The following is a 16,078-nucleotide window of genomic DNA, read 5'->3' on the forward strand; positions in this document are numbered from 1 at the left end:
ACGACAAGATCGCCTCCCCGCAGGGGTTGGCGCGCACGGCCGTGTCGAGGAGGCGGGTGCCGATGCCGCGGCGCTGGCTTTCCTCCGCGGTGTAGAGCGCGTCGATTTGCAGGTCTTCGGGATTGGCCTCGTCGGGTCCGAAGATGGTCACGCCGATTGTCTTGCCGTCGGCCGCGGCGATCCACATGGACCAGCCGGGCCGACTGAGGTCTTGCGGGTAAGTCTCGGTGGCCCAGCGCCGCGGCATCGGCACCCGCCTCCTCGACACGGCCGTGCGCGCCAACCCCTCCGGCGACGTGATCTTGTGGTGCGCCGAAAGGAACTGCAAGGCACGCGAATTCTACGAGAAGAGAAACTTCCGCCTCGACGGCCGCACCCTGATTTGGAAGCCGCTGCCCGACGTGCCCGTGCCGCATGTGGGCTACCGGCTGTATCGATCACGGGCACAAGACTGAGGCTGTCAGGCGTCGATGACCAGACGATCGCCCTTTGCCCGCGACACGCAGACCACCATCTCGTCGTCGCCGACCGCGGTTCGGCCGCGGTGATCGACTTGTCCGGCAAGGACTTTGACCTTGCAGGTCCCACAGAAACCCTGTTGGCAGGAGTAGGCGGTCGTCGGATCGTTGTCGAGCATCACGTCCAGCGCGGACCGGTTAGCCGGCACGCGCAGCACCCGGTTGGAGCGCGCGAGCTCGAGCTCGAAGGGCACGCCGTCGATCACCGGCGGCGGGCTGAACCGCTCGTAATGCAGTGGCGCATCGGCATGTTCGTTGCGGGCCACCCGCACCGCTTCCAGCATGCCGGTGGGTCCGCACACGTACACCGCCGTCGTCGGCCCGGCGCCGGCCAGTAGGTCGTCCACGCCGGCCACCCGGCCGTGCTCGTCGTCGGCCCACACGGTGACCCGCTCGGGCGCCACCGCGACCACCTCGTCCAGGAACGGCATGTAGTCGCGGCTGCTGCCGGCATAGACTGCGCGCCAGTCGATTCCGCGCTGCTGGGCGACCCGCAGCATCGGCAAGATGGGTGTCACCCCGATGCCGCCGATCACGAACAGCACGTCGCGCTCGGCCGCGCCCAGATAGAACGCGTTACGCGGTCCTTCGAACACCAACGTGTCACCCACGTCGTACGCCTCGTGCATCTCCATCGAACCGCCGCCGCCGTCGGCGATCCGGCGGATGGCGATCCGGTAGTCGGTGCGCCGCCCGGGCGGACCGCACAGCGAGTACTGCCGGCGGCGGCCCGACGGCAACTGGACGTCGATGTGCCCGCCCGGCGTCCAGGACGGCAGCAATCCGCCGTCGGGATCGGCCAGCGTCAATGCCACGACGTCGGGCGCGACGAGTTCGCGTTCGGTGACCACCGCGGCCTGCGTCCGCCGCACCGGCTTGACCCGCGACGGCTCCCATCGCGAGACCGAGGCGAATCCGCCGATCACCGTGCGAATCCCCCACAGCACCGTGCCCAGCCGATCGCGATCGCGGCGGCCATAGAGGTCGGCGGGCCTAGATCCCCAAATACTTTCCGGCACAGTCAAATCCCTAGCGCTGGTCCTCTTTCTCGCCCTATTTCTGCCGCAGGTCAAAACGCGCGAACAGCCGGATCATCGACGGACTGATGCGGCGCATCGCGTAGCCGATCCTGGACTCGACGGCGATCGGCAACACGGCCGGGCCGCGCTCGATGGCCTTGACGATCGCCCGGGCGGTGGCTTCCGGCGTGTAGTTGCGCCGCCGGTAGGCGGCGTCGGCCTTGTCCCGGGCGCGCGCCTGCTGTTCGGCCGACATGCCCGCGTAGATGGTGCTTTTGGCGATGTTGGTATTGACGAACCCCGGACACACCGCCGTCACCGTGATCCCCTCGTCGGCGAGGTCGGCCCGAAGCGATTCGCTGAACGCCAGCACCGCCGCCTTGGTCGTGCTGTAGGCGACCATGGATTTCGACGGCAGGAACGCCGCCGCCGACGCCACGTTGATGATCGTTCCGCCCTCGCCCCGCTCGACCATCTGGGCGCCGAACGCCCTGCTGCCGGAGATGACACCGCGGACGTTGACGCCGATGATGTCGTCCCAGTTCGCCGACGTCGTCTCCAGGAACCGGCCGGCCATTCCAACGCCGGCGTTGTTCACCAGGATGTCGACGACGCCGTGCTCGTTGAGGACTTGTGCGGCAAGGTTATTCATCGCGGATTCGTCGCTGACGTCGGCCTGGTACACCGCGGCCTCGGCGCAGGCCGCGCGAACGGCGTCCGCGGTTTCACGGGCCGCGGCGAGGTCGCGATCGACGATCACCACCTTGCGGGCGCCGTGCCGGGCCAGCTCCACCGCGGTGGCTTTGCCGATGCCGGCGCCCGCCCCGGTGACAAGGGCGAGCTTGCCTTGCACCTCGCGCGGACCGCCACGCACACCCAGCCCGGCGGGCGCGCCGCTGCTAGTCTGGTCGACCCATTCGGCGGTCAGCCGCGCGATGACCTCGGGGCGCGAGGTCACCACCCAGTGCCCACCCTCGATCGAAACCACCCGGCCGCCATCGGGTATCGCGCCGGTGAACCGCTGCAGGGCCGGCGTCACAAAGATGTCCCGGCGCGGCACCAGCACCTGGACCGCGACGGTCGTCTTCGGCAGCTCCGGCCCCGGCGACAAGAACGGCGCGGGCATGTTCTCCCGGTACAGGTTGAGCCCATTGACATAGTCGGCAACAGAACGCGGCGCCTTGTGGTGTTGGGTTCGCGTGCTCGACCGGCCGATACGTTCCAGAGCTTCAACGACTTTCACGCCCAGACGCGAGCGAAACGCCAACTCCGGCACAACCGGACACAGGAAGAAACCGATGTACCCCGACGACACCAATTGCCTGGCCACCTGGGCCACCGTCCGAGGCGTGCGCCCGGACCGCAGGAAGGCGCCCGCGTATCGCAGATGCGGCCCTGAGATCGACGTGAACGAGGCGACCCTGCCCATCACCGAGTCGCCCATCACCGCATCATCCGTGACGGCGGACCAGGCCTGGATCGAGCCCCAGTCGTGGGCCAGCAGGTGGACCTGCTGCACCCCCAGGCTGTCGATCACCGCGCCGATATCGGACACCAGTTGCCCGAAGGCGTATCCGGATCGTCTTGCCGGACGGGATGATTCGCCGGCTCCGCGCACGTCGTAGGCCACGACGTTGTAGCGGCCCGGGTAGCGCGCGCCGAACTCCTCGGCCACCGGATCCCACACGTGGTGGTTGTCGGGATAGCCGTGGATGGCCAGGATGGTCGGGCGCGCCGGGTCGATCTCGGTGTAGGCGTGTACCGCCAGCTCGACGCCATCGGACGCGGTGATGCGGGACGTGGTGCTCATAAATCAGTGCGAGGCGCGGGCGGCGGGCGAGAGGGCTAGATAGTCGACCGCGAGCCCCAGCCCGCCCAGCTGTGACGGATGGAACCCCGGCCGGTAGTAGTCGGCGACGACCCGGATGAATCGCATGGGCCCTGGAACGAGGCCGCGCCGGGCCGCCCTGAAGTAGTCCCGCCAACGCGGTTTGGTGCCGGGCGGCAGCTGCGGGTCCACCGAGTACATGAACCGCACCCCGCGAATCCACAGCCACAGCATCGCCGGCGTCACCACCAGCTGGGCGCGCACCTGCCGCCAGTATCCGGCCCGCAAGTGCTTCATGGTGTCGAAGGCCACCGCCTTGTGCTCGACCTCTTCGGCGCCGTGCCACCGCAGCATGTCCAGCATGGTCGGGTCGGTGCCGATGGCATCGTGCGCCGGGGCGTTCAGAATCCACTCACCCAGAATCGCGGTGTAGTGCTCGATCGCCGCGACTAGGGAGACCTGCTCCAGCAGCCAGCTGCGCTGTCGCCGCGGGCTCCACCGCGGCCGTTCGCCCAGCAGTTTTCCGAACAGCCAGCCGATCTGGTCGGTGTAGGGCGTCACGTCGACGCCCCGGGCGGCGAAGTGGTCGAGCACCCCCGAGTGCGCCTGGGAATGCACGGCCTCCTGACCGATGAACCCCTGCACATCCAGCCGCAGCTGATCGTCTTTGATCAACGGCAACGTCCTCTTGAAGACGTCGACGAAAAACTCCTCGCCCGCCGGCAGCAGCAGGTGCAACACGTCGAGGACGTGGGTGGCAAACGGCTCGCCGGGCACGTAGTGAAGCGGCAGCTTCGCCCAGTCGAACTCGACGTCGCGAGCTTCGAGAACGAGGCGCTCGTGGTCCAGCGACGTCCCGGACCGGCCATAGTGGGGCCCGGCGGCCTGGTCGTCGACGGTGAACATCACGGGCAAGTATAGTGACTCGGCCCAGATATGCGAAACCGCCGGTACCGGGTTTTGCGCCCCAGGGATTTCCGAGGGATTCCCGACGGATTTAGGCCAGCTCGTACTGGCTGGGATCGGGGTTGGCCAGCATGGACCGGTGTTCGGCCGGGGTGAGCGGCCACACCTCGGGCACCCCGTCTTTGTTGAGGTACCAGCTGTTACAGCCGGTGGTCCATACGGTGTCCGGCATCGCGGCACGCAGCTTCGCGTTGAAACGCTCGGTTGCCGAGGCCGTCGGCTCGATCGTGTCGAATTCGCCGCGGCGCCAACGCTCGATCCAGCCCAGGATGTGGTCGGACTGTGATTCGGCCACCGTGGTGAGCGCCAGGTTTCCCACCGGGCTGTGCGGCCCAAGCATCATGAAGAAGTTGGGAAAGCCCGACAGGGCGACCGTTTGGTAGGCCCTCGGACCGTCGCGCCAGACGTCGTTGGCGCGAATGCCGTCCCGGCCGATCAGCTCCATCGGCCGGAAGAACGCGTGCGTGTCGAACCCGGTGGCGAACACGATGATGTCGGTCTCGTGCAGCACGCCGTCGTCGGTGACGATGCCCCGCGGCTCCACGTGGTCGATGCCGGCGGTGACCAGTTCGACGTCGTCGCGCTGTATCGCCCGGTAGAAGCCGTTCGACATCACCAGCCGTTTGCACGCCGGCGTGTAGTCCGGAGTCAGAGCCCGACGCAGTTCGGGATCGCGCACCTCCCAGAGGCTGGCGCGGCACAGCGCCGCCATGATCTTTCGCCGCAAGCCCGGCTTGACCAGCCCCACCGAGAAGAAGTCGTATGCGCGGCTGTACCCGCGGTACGCCAACTCGTCGAGCCACGGGATCTTGCGCCGGGTAATGGCCGTGAACCTGCTATAGCGGGGATTGGCCAGCCGCAGCACCCATTGCGCGGTGCGCTGGAACATCGTGACGTGACCGGCGACGCCGGCCAGGCCGCAGACGAGCTGGACGCCGGTGGATCCGTTGCCCACCACCGCGATTCGGCGCCCCCGCAACTCGACGTCGTGATCCCAGCGCGCCGAATGGAAGAGGTGGCCGCCGAAGTCGTCCAGGCCGGGGATCGACGGCATCCGGGGGTGATGCAGCACGCCGGTGGCCGAGATCAGGAAGTCCACCCGGGACTCGTCTCCAGGGCCTGATCCAGAGCGCGTGCGAAGCACCCAGCGGCCGTCCTCGAACCGAGCATGGGTGACTTCGGTCCCGAACCGGATGCGGTCCCGCAACCCGAAGCGATCGGCGATGCCACAGAAATAGGACTGGATTTCGCCGCCCGGCGAGAACAGGTGCGACCAATCGGGTTTGCGGGCGAACGAGTACTGATAGACCCGCGAGGGTATGTCGCAGACCAGGCCGGGATAGGTGTTCTCGCGCCAGGTGCCGCCTACCTCGTCGGCCTTCTCGTAGATGGTGACATCGGTAATCCCGCTGCGCAGCAACGCAATTGCGACGCACAAGCCGGACATGCCCGCTCCGACGACGGCTACGGCGGGATCGCGTCTCGTCATCGGTGCCACCGCCCTGGAGTTACCCGCCCTCGGCGCGCTGCTTGAGGCGCTGCAGGGTGAGCTCGATGTGCTTGGTGTTGGCGGCCACCCGGTCGGTCACGCCGGTGGCCCTGCCCGCGAGCTTGGCAAACCAGCCGGGCCTGCGGTCCCAGGTGCTTTCGGTGACCCGGCACCCGCCGCCCGACGCGCCCAAATCAAGCGCCGCCAGGTCGGTGATGTCGTATTGCCAACGCGCGATCGGGAAGATGGTGTGTCGCACGTCGAATGCGAAGGTGCGGCCCGGCTCGGCGTCGGTGACTGTGCACTTCGTGCTCCACCGCTTGCCGCCGTTTTGGTTGTGTCCGACGAACACCGCACCGGGTCGGACGGCATCACCCTTGAGCCATTCCATCGCCACCGCCTCCTCGGCGAGCGACGCCAGCGTCGGCAGGTCGGTGATGAGCCCGTAGACCAGGTCGGGGCGGGCGTCGATCTGAACGCTGGCCGACACGCAGGGCTCACTCATTCGTGGATCATAAGCCCTAGATGGGCGCCGCCCCACGGAGATGTTCGAAGATCAGCGACGTCTGGGTGCCGGCGACGTCGGCGTCGGCGTTGAGGTTTTCGACCACGAACGAGCGCAGGTCCTCGGTGTCGCGGGCCGCGACGTGCAACAGGAAATCGTCTGCGCCGGCCAGGAAATAGACATCCATCACCTGCCGCCGGCGGCGGATCTGCGCGATGAAGCTGCGGATCTTGCCGCGCGCGTTGGACTGCAGGCTGACGGAGATCATCGCCTGCAGGGGCATTCCCACCGCGACCGGGTCGATGTCGGTGTAGAAACCCCGGATGACGCCGAGGTCCACCAACCGGCGCACCCGGCCGTGGCACGTCGACGGCGCGATCCCCACCGCGTCGGCGAGCGCGTTGTTGGTGATACGCGCATCGGCGTGCAGCAAACCCAGGATCCTGCGGTCCACGCCATCAAGATCAACAGGCCGACCAACAGTCCGAACATCCTTCGGCGAATCGTCCGGCGCAGGCGCTGGTTTCGCCGCATTGTCGACCATATCTGTACTTTACAGAATTATCATCAGCATGTTTGAAGGCCCTCCGAACTTTCTTCACACTTGAGTCATGCGCGTCGGGGTGGTGACCGAGACCAAGAACAACGAATTCAGGGTGGCCCTCACCCCGTCCGGCGTGGTCGAACTGACTCGCCGCGGCCACGAGGTGCTCGTGCAGGCGGGCGCCGGCGAGGGCTCGGCGATCTCCGACGCGGATTTCAAGGCGGCGGGCGCCCAGGCGATCACCACCGCCGAGCAAGTGTGGTCCGACGCGGACCTGCTGCTGAAGGTCAAGGAACCGCTGCCGGACGAGTACGGCAGCCTGCGGCGCGGCCAGACTCTGTTCACGTTTTTGCATTTGGCCGCGTCGCGCGCCTGCACCGAGGCGTTGCTGTCGTCCGGCACCACGTCGATCGCGTATGAGACCGTCCAATCCGCCGACGGCGCGCTGCCGCTGCTGGCGCCGATGAGCGAAGTGGCGGGCCGGCTTTCAGCGCAGGTCGGGGCGTATCACCTGATGCGGACCCACGGCGGCGCTCCCCATCATCGAGGCGTGCTGATGGGCGGGGTGCCGGGCGTCGAACCGGCCGACGTCGTGGTGATCGGCGGCGGCACCGCGGGTTACAACGCCGCCCGGGTGGCCAGCGGCATGGGCGCGGCCGTCACGGTCTTCGACATCAACATCGATAGGCTTCGCCGGCTCGACGCGGAGTTCGGCATCGCGGTCCGCACCCGCTACTCATCGGCCTATGAGCTCGAAGGCGCGGTCAAAGCGGCCGACCTGGTGATCGGCGCCGTCCTGGTGCCAGGTGGCAAAGCGCCCACGCTGATCTCGAATTCACTTGTCGCACATATGAAGCCGGGCTCCGTATTGGTAGACATCGCGATCGACCAGGGCGGCTGCTTCGAGGACTCCCGGCCGACCACCCATGATTGCCCGACGTTCGCCGTGCACGACACGCTGTTCTACTGTGTGGCGAACATGCCCAGCGCGGTACCGAAGTCCTCGACCTTCGCGCTCACCAACGCGACGATGCCGTATGTGCTCAAGCTCGCCGACCAGGGCTGGCGGTCGGCATGCCGCTCGGATCCGGCTCTGGCCAAAGGGCTTTCGACGCATGACGGCGCGCTGCTGTCCGAGCGGGTGGCCGCCGACCTGGATTTGGCGTTCACCGAACCGGCGAGCGTGTTGGGCTAACCTACTCCACGAGCCCGGCGATGATGTCCGCCGCGGGCCCGGGCTGGGCGTCCTTGAACCCGGTTCCGGCCCACAGGTTCATCCCGTTCGGGTCCCCGCGTTCGGCCGCCGCCGCCCGGATCGGCGCCGTCATGTGGTTGACCTCCGGATAACCCAGTGGCGCAACACGATCGAGCAGCCGGATGAACTGATTCTCCAAGCTTCGCGCATACCGGCCGGAGAAGGCGCGCGTGACGATGGTGGCGGTGAAGAGCGGATGCTTCAGGGCAGAGCGGTGTGCGGCATGGGTGCCGGCTTCGTCGCTGAGTAGCAGGGCGGTGCCCACCTGCGCGGCCACCGCTCCCCTGTCCAGGACCGCGGCGACGTCCTCGGCGGTGCCCAGCCCGCCCGCCGCGATGAGCGGGACGTCGTGTGCCTTGCGGATCCGGGCGAGCAGGTCGTGCAGCGACTCGGTATTGGGCTCCATGTCCGGTGCGAAGGTGCCGCGGTGCCCGCCGGCGTCCGGGCCCTGGACCACCAGGCTGTCGGCGCCCGCGGCGAGGGCGATGCCCGCCTCGTAGGCCGACGTCACCGTGACCATGACCAATAACCCCAACGCGCCGAGCCGGCGAATGACATCCGGCGACGGCACACCGAACGTGAACGACACCAGTTCCGGGCGTAGATCGGCCACCACCTCGAGCTTGCGCTCCCAGTCGTCGTCGTCGCCTGAGTGGGGGTAACCCACCTCGACGTTGTAACTGTCGGCGATCTCGTCAAGTTCATCCGCGTAGTACTCGAGCTGGACCCAGTCGGCGACGCTGGGTTGGGGCACAAACAAGTTGACGCCGAGCGGGCCGGTGGTGGCGGCGCGCGCCTTGCCGATGTCGTCGGCGAACTGCTCCGCGCTGAGGTACCCGCCGGGTATGAAACCGAGTCCGCCCGCGTTGGTCACCGCCGCAGCTAACGCCGGGGTGCCCGGGCCTCCGGCCATCGGCGCGCCGACGATGGGCACCATGATGTCCCAGAAGCCCAGTACCCGCTGGCCGACCAGTACCATCGGGCTAATTTACCATCGCCCGAAGTTGTTGGGGCAGCGATCGTTTCGAGGCATACGGCCCCAAAACCGCGGCGCCATAGCGCTTGCGCAGCAGCCGGTGCGCCACCGCGTTGACCTCCTCGACGGTCACTTCGTCGATTTGCCGCAGGGTGTGTTCGATGCTGCGGTGCTTGCCGTAGTTCAGTTCGCTGCGGCCGATGCGGCTCATCCTGGAGCTGGAATCCTCCAGGCCCAGCACGATCCCGCCCCGCAACGAGCCCTTGGCGATCCGGCATTCCGCTTCGGTGATGCCGTCGCGCGCCACCGATTCGAGCACCGCGGATGTCACTCGCATGACGTCGGCGAAACGCTCGGGCAAACACGCGGCGTACACCGAGAGCGCACCACTGTCGGCGAAGATGTCCAGCGCCGAGTACACGGAGTAGGCCAGCCCGCGCAACTCTCGAACCTCTTGGAAGAGCCGCGAACTCAGCCCGCCGCCCAGGGCGGTGTGCAGCACCGAGAGCGCCCAGCGGTGCTCCCAACCGCGCCCGGGTGTGCGCACGCCCAGGGACACGTGGGTCTGCTCGGCGTCGCGTCGTCCCAGCACCAACCCGCCGCCGCCACCGTTCACCCGTCCCGAGCCCTTTCGGGGCGCAACGGGGTGACGACCGCGGACCAATCGAGGCCCGAAGTGCTCGCGCACCAGCGCGACCACCTCGTCGTGGTCCACGTTGCCGGCCACCGCGACGACCATGCGTTCCGGCGTGTAGCGCCGCAGATGGAACGAGTGCAGCTGGGCGCGCGTCATCGCCGACACCGATCGCGCGGTGCCGATGACCGGCCGGCCCACCGGGTGATCGCCGAACAGCGAGGCCAGGAACATGTCGCCCAGCGCGTCCTCGGGGTCGTCGTCGCGCATCGCGATCTCCTCGAGGACGACGTCGCGTTCCAGCTCGACGTCGTCGGCGGCGCAGCGGCCGTTGAGCACCACGTCGGCGACGAGGTCGACGGCCAGCTCCAGATCGCTGTCGAGCACGTGCGCGTAGTAGCAGGTGTGCTCCTTGGCGGTGAAGGCGTTCAGCTCCCCGCCGACCGCGTCCATCGCCTGCGCGATGTCGACGGCGTTGCGGGTCGGGGTCGACTTGAACAGCAGATGCTCCAGGAAGTGCGCCGCCCCGGCCACGCTGGCGCCCTCGTCGCGCGACCCGACGCCCACCCAGACCCCGACCGACGCAGAACGCACCGCGGGCAGGTATTCGGTGACCACCCGCAAGCCGCCCGGCAGCGTGGTGCGGCGCAGCCCGGAGCTCGTCGCCTCGACGTAGTGGCTACCCCGGCGCAACGCGCCCGCAGGGTCAGCTGCTGGCCTTCTAGACGGAACTGGCGGCATCGGCTGGCGCGGTCTCCTGAGGAGCTCCGGCATCGGCGGGTGCTGCGCTTTCTTCAGCCGCGTCTTCCGCCACCAGGACCAGCGAGATCTTGCCGCGCTTGTCGATATCGGCGATCTCGACCCGCAGCTTGTCGCCGACGTTGACGACGTCCTCGACCTTCGCGATCCGTTTGCCCTTGCCGAGCTTGGAGATGTGCACCAGACCGTCGCGTCCGGGCAGCAGCGACACGAATGCACCGAAATCCGTTGTCTTGACGACGGTTCCGAGGAATCGCTCCCCAACCGTCGGCAGCTGCGGGTTTGCGATGGCGTTGATCTTGTCGATCGCGGCCTGCGCCGAGGGCCCGTCGGTGGCGCCGACGAACACGGTGCCGTCGTCCTCGATGGAGATCTGCGCGCCGGTCTCCTCGGTGATGGCGTTGATGACCTTGCCCTTGGGGCCGATGACCTCACCGATCTTGTCGACCGGGACCTTGATGGTGGTCACCCGCGGCGCATACGGGCTCATCTCGTCGGGGGCGTCGATGGCCTCGGCCATCACCTCGAGGATGGTGAGCCGGGCGTCCTTGGCCTGCGCCAGCGCACCCGCGAGCACCTGCGACGGGATCCCATCGAGCTTGGTGTCCAGCTGCAGCGCGGTGACGAAGTCCTTGGTGCCGGCGCACTTGAAGTCCATGTCGCCGAATGCGTCTTCCGCCCCGAGGATGTCGGTCAGGGTGACGAAGCGGCGCTCGGTCTTGCCGTCCACCTCGACGTCGTCGGAGACCAGCCCCATCGCGATGCCGGCCACCGGCGCCTTGAGCGGCACGCCGGCGTTGAGCAGCGCCAGGGTGGAGGCGCAGACCGATCCCATCGAGGTCGAGCCGTTGGAGCCCAACGCCTCGGACACCTGGCGGATGGCGTACGGGAATTCCTCGACGCCGGGCAGCACCGGGATCAAAGCCCGCTCGGCCAGCGCGCCGTGCCCGATCTCGCGCCGCTTGGGCGAGCCGACGCGGCCGGTCTCGCCGGTGGAGAACGGCGGGAAGTTGTAGTGGTGCATGTAGCGCTTGGACGTCTCGGGTCCCAGCGAGTCGATCTGCTGGGCCATCTTGACCATGTCCAGCGTGGTCACCCCCAGGATCTGGGTTTCGCCGCGCTCGAACAGCGCGCTGCCGTGCGCGCGGGGAACGACTGCGACCTCGGCCGAGAGCGCGCGGATGTCGGTGATGCCCCGGCCGTCGATGCGGAAGTGGTCGGTGAGGATGCGCTGTCGCACCAGCTTCTTGGTCAGCGAGCGGAAAGCGGCGCTGACCTCCTTCTCGCGGCCCTCGTAGGTCTCGGCGAGACGAGCCAGCACCTCGGCCTTGAGCTCGTCGGTGCGCGCGTCGCGCTCGGCCTTGCCGCCGATGGTCAGCGCCTTGGCCAGCTCGTCGGTGGCCACCGAGGCCACCGAGTAGTACACGTCGTCCTGGTAATCCGGGAACGTCGGGTACTCAGCGACGGGCTTGGCGGCGGCGCCGGCCAGTTCCTCCTGCGCGGTGCACAGCGCGGCGATGAACGGCTTGGCGGCCTCGAGGCCTTGCGCCACAACGGTTTCCGTCGGCGCCTGGGCGCCGCCCTCGACGAGCTCGATGACCTTTTCGGTGGCTTCGGCCTCGACCATCATGATCGCGACGTCACCTTCGACCTTGCGGCCCGCCACCACCATGTCGAAGACGGCCCGCTCGAGCTGCTCGACCGTGGGGAAGGCGACCCAGGTGCCGTCGATCAGCGCCACCCGCACGCCCCCGATGGGGCCGGAGAACGGCAGACCGCTCAGCTGGGTGGAGGCGGACGCGGCGTTGATAGCCAGCACGTCGTACAGGTCGTTGGGGTCCAGGCTCAGGATCGTCACGACGACCTGGATCTCGTTGCGCAGCCCGTTGACGAACGACGGGCGCAGCGGGCGGTCGATGAGCCGGCAGGTCAGGATCGCGTCGGTGGAGGGCCTGCCCTCACGGCGGAAGAACGAGCCGGGGATACGCCCCGCGGCATACATCCGCTCCTCGACGTCGACCGTCAGCGGGAAGAAGTCGAAATGCTCCTTGGGAGACTTGCTGGCGGTGGTCGCCGACAGCAGCATGTTTTCGTCGTCCAGGTACGCGACGACGGCACCGGCGGCCTGCTGGGCCAACCTGCCGGTCTCGAAACGGACGGTGCGGGTGCCGAAGCTCCCGTTGTCGATGGTGGCGGTCGCCTCGAAGACGCCCTGTTCAATTTCAGCTACAGACATAACGTTGTCCGTACGGCCTCTCTGGGTATTCAGCTATTTCGCGCGCCCACGCATCACCCGGAGAGCCAAAGTCTGAATGCGGCTACGGCCATCGATCGAAGCGGCCGACCTACCCCAGATCCGGGGAGCCCGGCAGCCACTACCGAAGACCGCCCGATACAGACCGGGCTGCTCCCTTGTGACATGCGTACTAACACGCTGGAACGGCACACGCGGATCTGCGCGAACCGCACCGTTTGCCCAGGCCGAATCGGCCCAGAACGCTCCCACTCTACACGGGGGTCAGCGGCGCAGCCCGAGCCGCTCGATCAGCGAGCGATACCGCTCGACGTCGATCTGGGAGATGTACTTGATCAGCCGGCGCCGGCGCCCGACCAGCAGCAGCAATCCCCGCCGCGAGTGGTGGTCATGCTTGTGCACCTTGAGGTGCTCGGTCAGGTCCGCGATCCGCTTGGTCAGCAGCGCGATCTGCGCCTCGGGGGATCCGGTGTCGGTGTCATGCAAGCCGTACTGGCTGAGAATTTCTTTTTTCTGCTCGGCAGTAAGCGCCACGAAGTAACTCCATCAATTGGTCCGCGATCATGGATTCTCGAGCGCGGCCACCGCGAACCGCAGCACGCGCCGATGTCGTCCGGCAGTTTATCAGCCCGTGAGCAGGGCGCGCGCCCGCTCGGTGTCCTGGCCCATCGCGGCGACGAGGTCGGCCACCGAGTCGAACTTGTGCTGTGGGCGGATGCGTGCGACGAAGTCCAGGGCCACATACTGCCCGTACAGGTCGGCGGTGGTGTCCAGGACGAACGCCTCCACGGTGCGGGTGCGTCCGGAGAAGGTCGGGTTGGTGCCGACGGACACCGCGGCCTGGTAGCGCTCGCCCGGGACGACGGTGCCGGTCATCGGTCCGGGGCCAAGCACGGTGAACCAGGCGGCGTACACGCCGTCGGCGGGGATGGCCGAGTACATCGGGGGCGCCACGTTCGCGGTGGGAAAGCCCAGCTCGGCGCCACGTCCGTGGCCCCGGACCACGACGCCCTCGACGCGATGCGGGCGGCCCAGCGCCTCGGTAGCCGCCACCATGTCGCCCGCGTCCACGCAGGACCGGACGTAGGTGGAGGAAAAGGTGACGGTCTCGCTGTCGTGGTGCTCGGAGAGCAGCGACATCGACTCGACCGCGAAGCCGAATCGCTCACCGGCCTTGCGCAGGGTGTCGACGGTGCCGGCGGCCTTCTTGCCGAACGTGAAGTTCTCCCCGACCACGACTTCGACCACGTGCAGGTTCTCCACCAGCAACTCATGGACGTAGCGCTCCGGGGTGAGCTTCATGAAGTCGCTCGTGAACGGCATCACCAGGAAGACGTCGATGCCCAACTCCTCGACGAGCTCGGCGCGGCGGGTCAGCGTCGTCAGCTGGGCGGGATGGCTGCCGGGATAGACCACTTCCATCGGGTGGGGGTCGAACGTCATGAGCACGGCCGGCACGTTGCGGGTGCGGCCGGCCTTCACCGCGTGCGCGATGAGTTCGGCATGGCCGCGGTGCACACCATCGAACACGCCGATGGTGACCACGCATCTGCCCCAGTCCGTGGGGATCTCGTCCTGGCCCCGCCACCGCTGCACGACCGCAAGCCTACGGCGCCGGGTGGCCGGACAGCACGCCAGATCAGGCACGGTTGCCTAAACTTCCGGTTGTGAGGGCTGACGAAGAGCCTGGCGGTCTCACCGCGGTTGGCCAGGACTATCTGAAGGTCATCTGGAATGCCCAGGAGTGGTCCCCCGCGGGGGCCCCGCAGAAGGTGAGCACCAAGATGCTGGCCGAGAAGATCGGGGTCTCCGCCAGCACGGCGTCGGAGTCGATCCGCAAACTCGCCGAGCAGGGCTTGGTGGACCACGAGAAGTACGGCGCGGTGACCCTGACAGAGGCGGGGCGGCGGGCGGCGCTGGAGATGGTGCGCCGGCACCGCCTGCTGGAGACGTTCCTGGTCAACGAGCTCGGCTACGGCTGGGACGAGGTCCACGACGAGGCTGAGGTGCTCGAACACGCGGTGTCGGACCGGTTGGTGGCCCGCATCGACGCCAAGCTGGGATTTCCGCAGCGCGACCCGCACGGCGACCCGATCCCGGCCTCCGACGGACGGGTGCCCACGCCGCCGGCCCGTCAGCTCTGGGCGTGCGGCGACGGCGACACCGGCACGGTGGCCCGCATCTCCGACTCCGACCCGGAGATGCTGCGCTATTTCGACAGCGTCGGGATCAATCTCGACTCGCGGGTGCGGGTGCTGACCCGCCGCGAATTCGCCGGCATGATCTCGGTGGCGATCGAATCCGCCGACGGCGCCGAGGCCACCGTCGACCTGGGCAGCCCGGCGGCCAGGGCGATCTGGGTGACCCCGGTTTAGTCGGTCAGCAGGCCCTTGGCGATGTGGGTGACCTGAACCTCGTTGCTGCCGGCGTAGATCATCAGTGACTTGGCGTCGCGCGCCAGCTGCTCCACCCGGTACTCGGCCATGTAGCCGTTGCCGCCGAACAGCTGCACGGCCTCCATCGCGACCTCGGTGGCCGCCTCCGACGAGTACAGTTTGATCGCCGACGCCTCGGCCAGGGTCAGCGGTTTACCGGCCTGTTGGCGCTCGACGATCTGAAAGACCATGTTCTGCACGTTCATTCGAGCGATTTCCATCTTGGCCAGCTTGAGTTGGATCAGCTGGAACTGCCCGATGTTCTTGCCCCACAGCGTTCGGCTCTTCGCGTAATCCACGCAGAGGCGGTGACATTCGTCGATGATGCCCAGCGCCATCATCGCGATGCCGATCCGTTCGGCCGCGAAGTTCGCCCGGGCGCTGTCGCGGCCGTCGCCGTCGTCGTGCCGTTCGCTCTCGCCGAGCAGCCGGTCCGGGCTCAGGCGGACGTTGTCGAAGAACAGCTCGCCGGTGGGCGAGGACATCATGCCCATCTTCTTGAACGGCTTGCCCTGCGTCAGGCCCGGCATGCCCGAGTCGAGCACGAAGACCAGCACGGGGCGGTTCCGCTTGTCGACCTTGCTATCCGGGGAGGCGTCACCCTCGTCGAGCTTCGCGTACACGACCAGGACGTCGGCGTAGGGCCCGTTGGTGATGAACGTCTTCTGCCCGTTGAGGATGTAGTCCGCGCCGTCCCGCCTGACGTAGGTCTTCATCCCGCCGAACGCGTCCGAGCCCGAATCCGGTTCCGTGATGGCCCACGCCGCGATCTTTTCCAGCGTCATCAGCTCGGGCAGCCAGCGTTCCTTTTGGGCCAGCGTCCCGCGGCTCATGATGGTCGCCGCGCCCAGGCCGAGGCTGACCGACGCGGTGGAGAGCAATCCGATGCTGACCCG

At 67.8% G+C, this 16,078-nt stretch carries 16 protein-coding genes; 3 read left to right on the plus strand and 13 right to left on the minus strand.

Annotation, left to right across the window (positions count from 1 at the left end):
• Positions 1–247 (minus strand): GNAT family N-acetyltransferase (locus tag A5736_RS05955; RefSeq protein ID WP_076245085.1); only part of this gene is annotated, 247 nt, incomplete at its 3' end.
• Here A5736_RS05955 and A5736_RS05960 point away from each other — a divergent pair.
• On the plus strand, positions 228–455 hold the full coding sequence (locus tag A5736_RS05960; RefSeq protein ID WP_076245087.1) for a GNAT family N-acetyltransferase: 228 nt from the start codon (positions 228–230) through the stop codon (positions 453–455). The two genes, A5736_RS05955 and A5736_RS05960, sit on opposite strands and share 20 nt — an antisense overlap.
• A 5-nt stretch (positions 456–460) precedes the next feature.
• Here the strand turns inward: A5736_RS05960 and A5736_RS05965 are convergent, their stop codons facing one another.
• From A5736_RS05965 to A5736_RS05990, 6 genes are all read right to left on the minus strand, one after another.
• Positions 461–1,543, minus strand: a complete 1,083-nt coding sequence (locus tag A5736_RS05965; protein WP_076245088.1) for a PDR/VanB family oxidoreductase — start codon at positions 1,541–1,543, stop codon at positions 461–463.
• Positions 1,544–1,571: 28 nt separating this feature from the next.
• On the minus strand, positions 1,572–3,347 hold the full coding sequence (locus A5736_RS05970) for an SDR family oxidoreductase (protein ID WP_076245090.1): 1,776 nt from the start codon (positions 3,345–3,347) through the stop codon (positions 1,572–1,574).
• 3 nt (positions 3,348–3,350) lie between these two features.
• Positions 3,351–4,271, minus strand: coding sequence for a metal-dependent hydrolase (locus A5736_RS05975; RefSeq protein WP_076245092.1), 921 nt, complete (start codon positions 4,269–4,271; stop codon positions 3,351–3,353).
• A 91-nt stretch (positions 4,272–4,362) separates the two neighbouring features.
• Positions 4,363–5,820 (minus strand): NAD(P)/FAD-dependent oxidoreductase, encoded by a 1,458-nt coding sequence (locus tag A5736_RS05980; protein ID WP_076245093.1) that lies wholly within the window; start codon positions 5,818–5,820, stop codon positions 4,363–4,365.
• Positions 5,821–5,839: 19 nt separating this feature from the next.
• The gene (locus A5736_RS05985) at positions 5,840–6,325 is read right to left on the minus strand and encodes an SRPBCC family protein (protein ID WP_076245095.1); all 486 of its coding nucleotides are present in this window, start codon (positions 6,323–6,325) and stop codon (positions 5,840–5,842) included.
• Between the two features lie 16 nt (positions 6,326–6,341).
• A complete protein-coding gene (locus A5736_RS05990) occupies positions 6,342–6,869 on the minus strand; it encodes an Lrp/AsnC family transcriptional regulator (protein WP_083667197.1) in 528 nt (175 codons plus the stop codon).
• Between the two features lie 67 nt (positions 6,870–6,936).
• Here A5736_RS05990 and ald point away from each other — a divergent pair, with 67 nt between their 5' ends.
• Positions 6,937–8,064, plus strand: coding sequence for an alanine dehydrogenase (gene ald, locus A5736_RS05995; protein ID WP_076245098.1), 1,128 nt, complete (start codon positions 6,937–6,939; stop codon positions 8,062–8,064).
• A 1-nt stretch (position 8,065) separates the two neighbouring features.
• Here the strand turns inward: ald and A5736_RS06000 are convergent, their stop codons facing one another.
• From A5736_RS06000 to A5736_RS06020, 5 genes are all read right to left on the minus strand, one after another.
• Entirely contained in the window at positions 8,066–9,103 is a 1,038-nt protein-coding gene (locus A5736_RS06000) for a nitronate monooxygenase (protein ID WP_076245100.1), read from the minus strand.
• 4 nt (positions 9,104–9,107) lie between these two features.
• On the minus strand, positions 9,108–10,475 hold the full coding sequence (locus A5736_RS06005) for a pitrilysin family protein (RefSeq protein ID WP_076122009.1): 1,368 nt from the start codon (positions 10,473–10,475) through the stop codon (positions 9,108–9,110).
• On the minus strand, positions 10,456–12,729 hold the full coding sequence (locus tag A5736_RS06010; RefSeq protein ID WP_076122008.1) for a polyribonucleotide nucleotidyltransferase: 2,274 nt from the start codon (positions 12,727–12,729) through the stop codon (positions 10,456–10,458). Before A5736_RS06010 ends, A5736_RS06005 begins: the two co-directional genes overlap by 20 nt.
• Positions 12,730–13,011: 282 nt before the next feature.
• Positions 13,012–13,281 carry a 30S ribosomal protein S15 gene (rpsO, locus tag A5736_RS06015; RefSeq protein ID WP_076063605.1) on the minus strand — a complete coding sequence of 90 codons (270 nt, stop codon included), beginning with the start codon at positions 13,279–13,281 and terminating at the stop codon, positions 13,012–13,014.
• A 90-nt stretch (positions 13,282–13,371) separates the two neighbouring features.
• Positions 13,372–14,343: a bifunctional riboflavin kinase/FAD synthetase gene (locus tag A5736_RS06020; RefSeq protein ID WP_076122007.1), complete on the minus strand. Its 972-nt coding sequence runs from the start codon at positions 14,341–14,343 to the stop codon at positions 13,372–13,374.
• A 71-nt stretch (positions 14,344–14,414) separates the two neighbouring features.
• Here A5736_RS06020 and mntR point away from each other — a divergent pair, with 71 nt between their 5' ends.
• Positions 14,415–15,122 carry a manganese-binding transcriptional regulator MntR gene (gene mntR, locus A5736_RS06025; RefSeq protein WP_076122006.1) on the plus strand — a complete coding sequence of 236 codons (708 nt, stop codon included), beginning with the start codon at positions 14,415–14,417 and terminating at the stop codon, positions 15,120–15,122.
• Here mntR and A5736_RS06030 read toward each other — a convergent pair.
• Positions 15,119–16,078, minus strand: a 960-nt coding sequence (locus A5736_RS06030) for an acyl-CoA dehydrogenase family protein (protein ID WP_076245102.1), incomplete at its 5' end; no start/stop codon positions are given. The two genes, mntR and A5736_RS06030, sit on opposite strands and share 4 nt — an antisense overlap.

Source organism: Mycobacterium sp. SP-6446 (assembly GCF_001954045.1).
In the GTDB taxonomy this organism is placed as follows: Bacteria; Actinomycetota; Actinomycetes; order Mycobacteriales; family Mycobacteriaceae; genus Mycobacterium.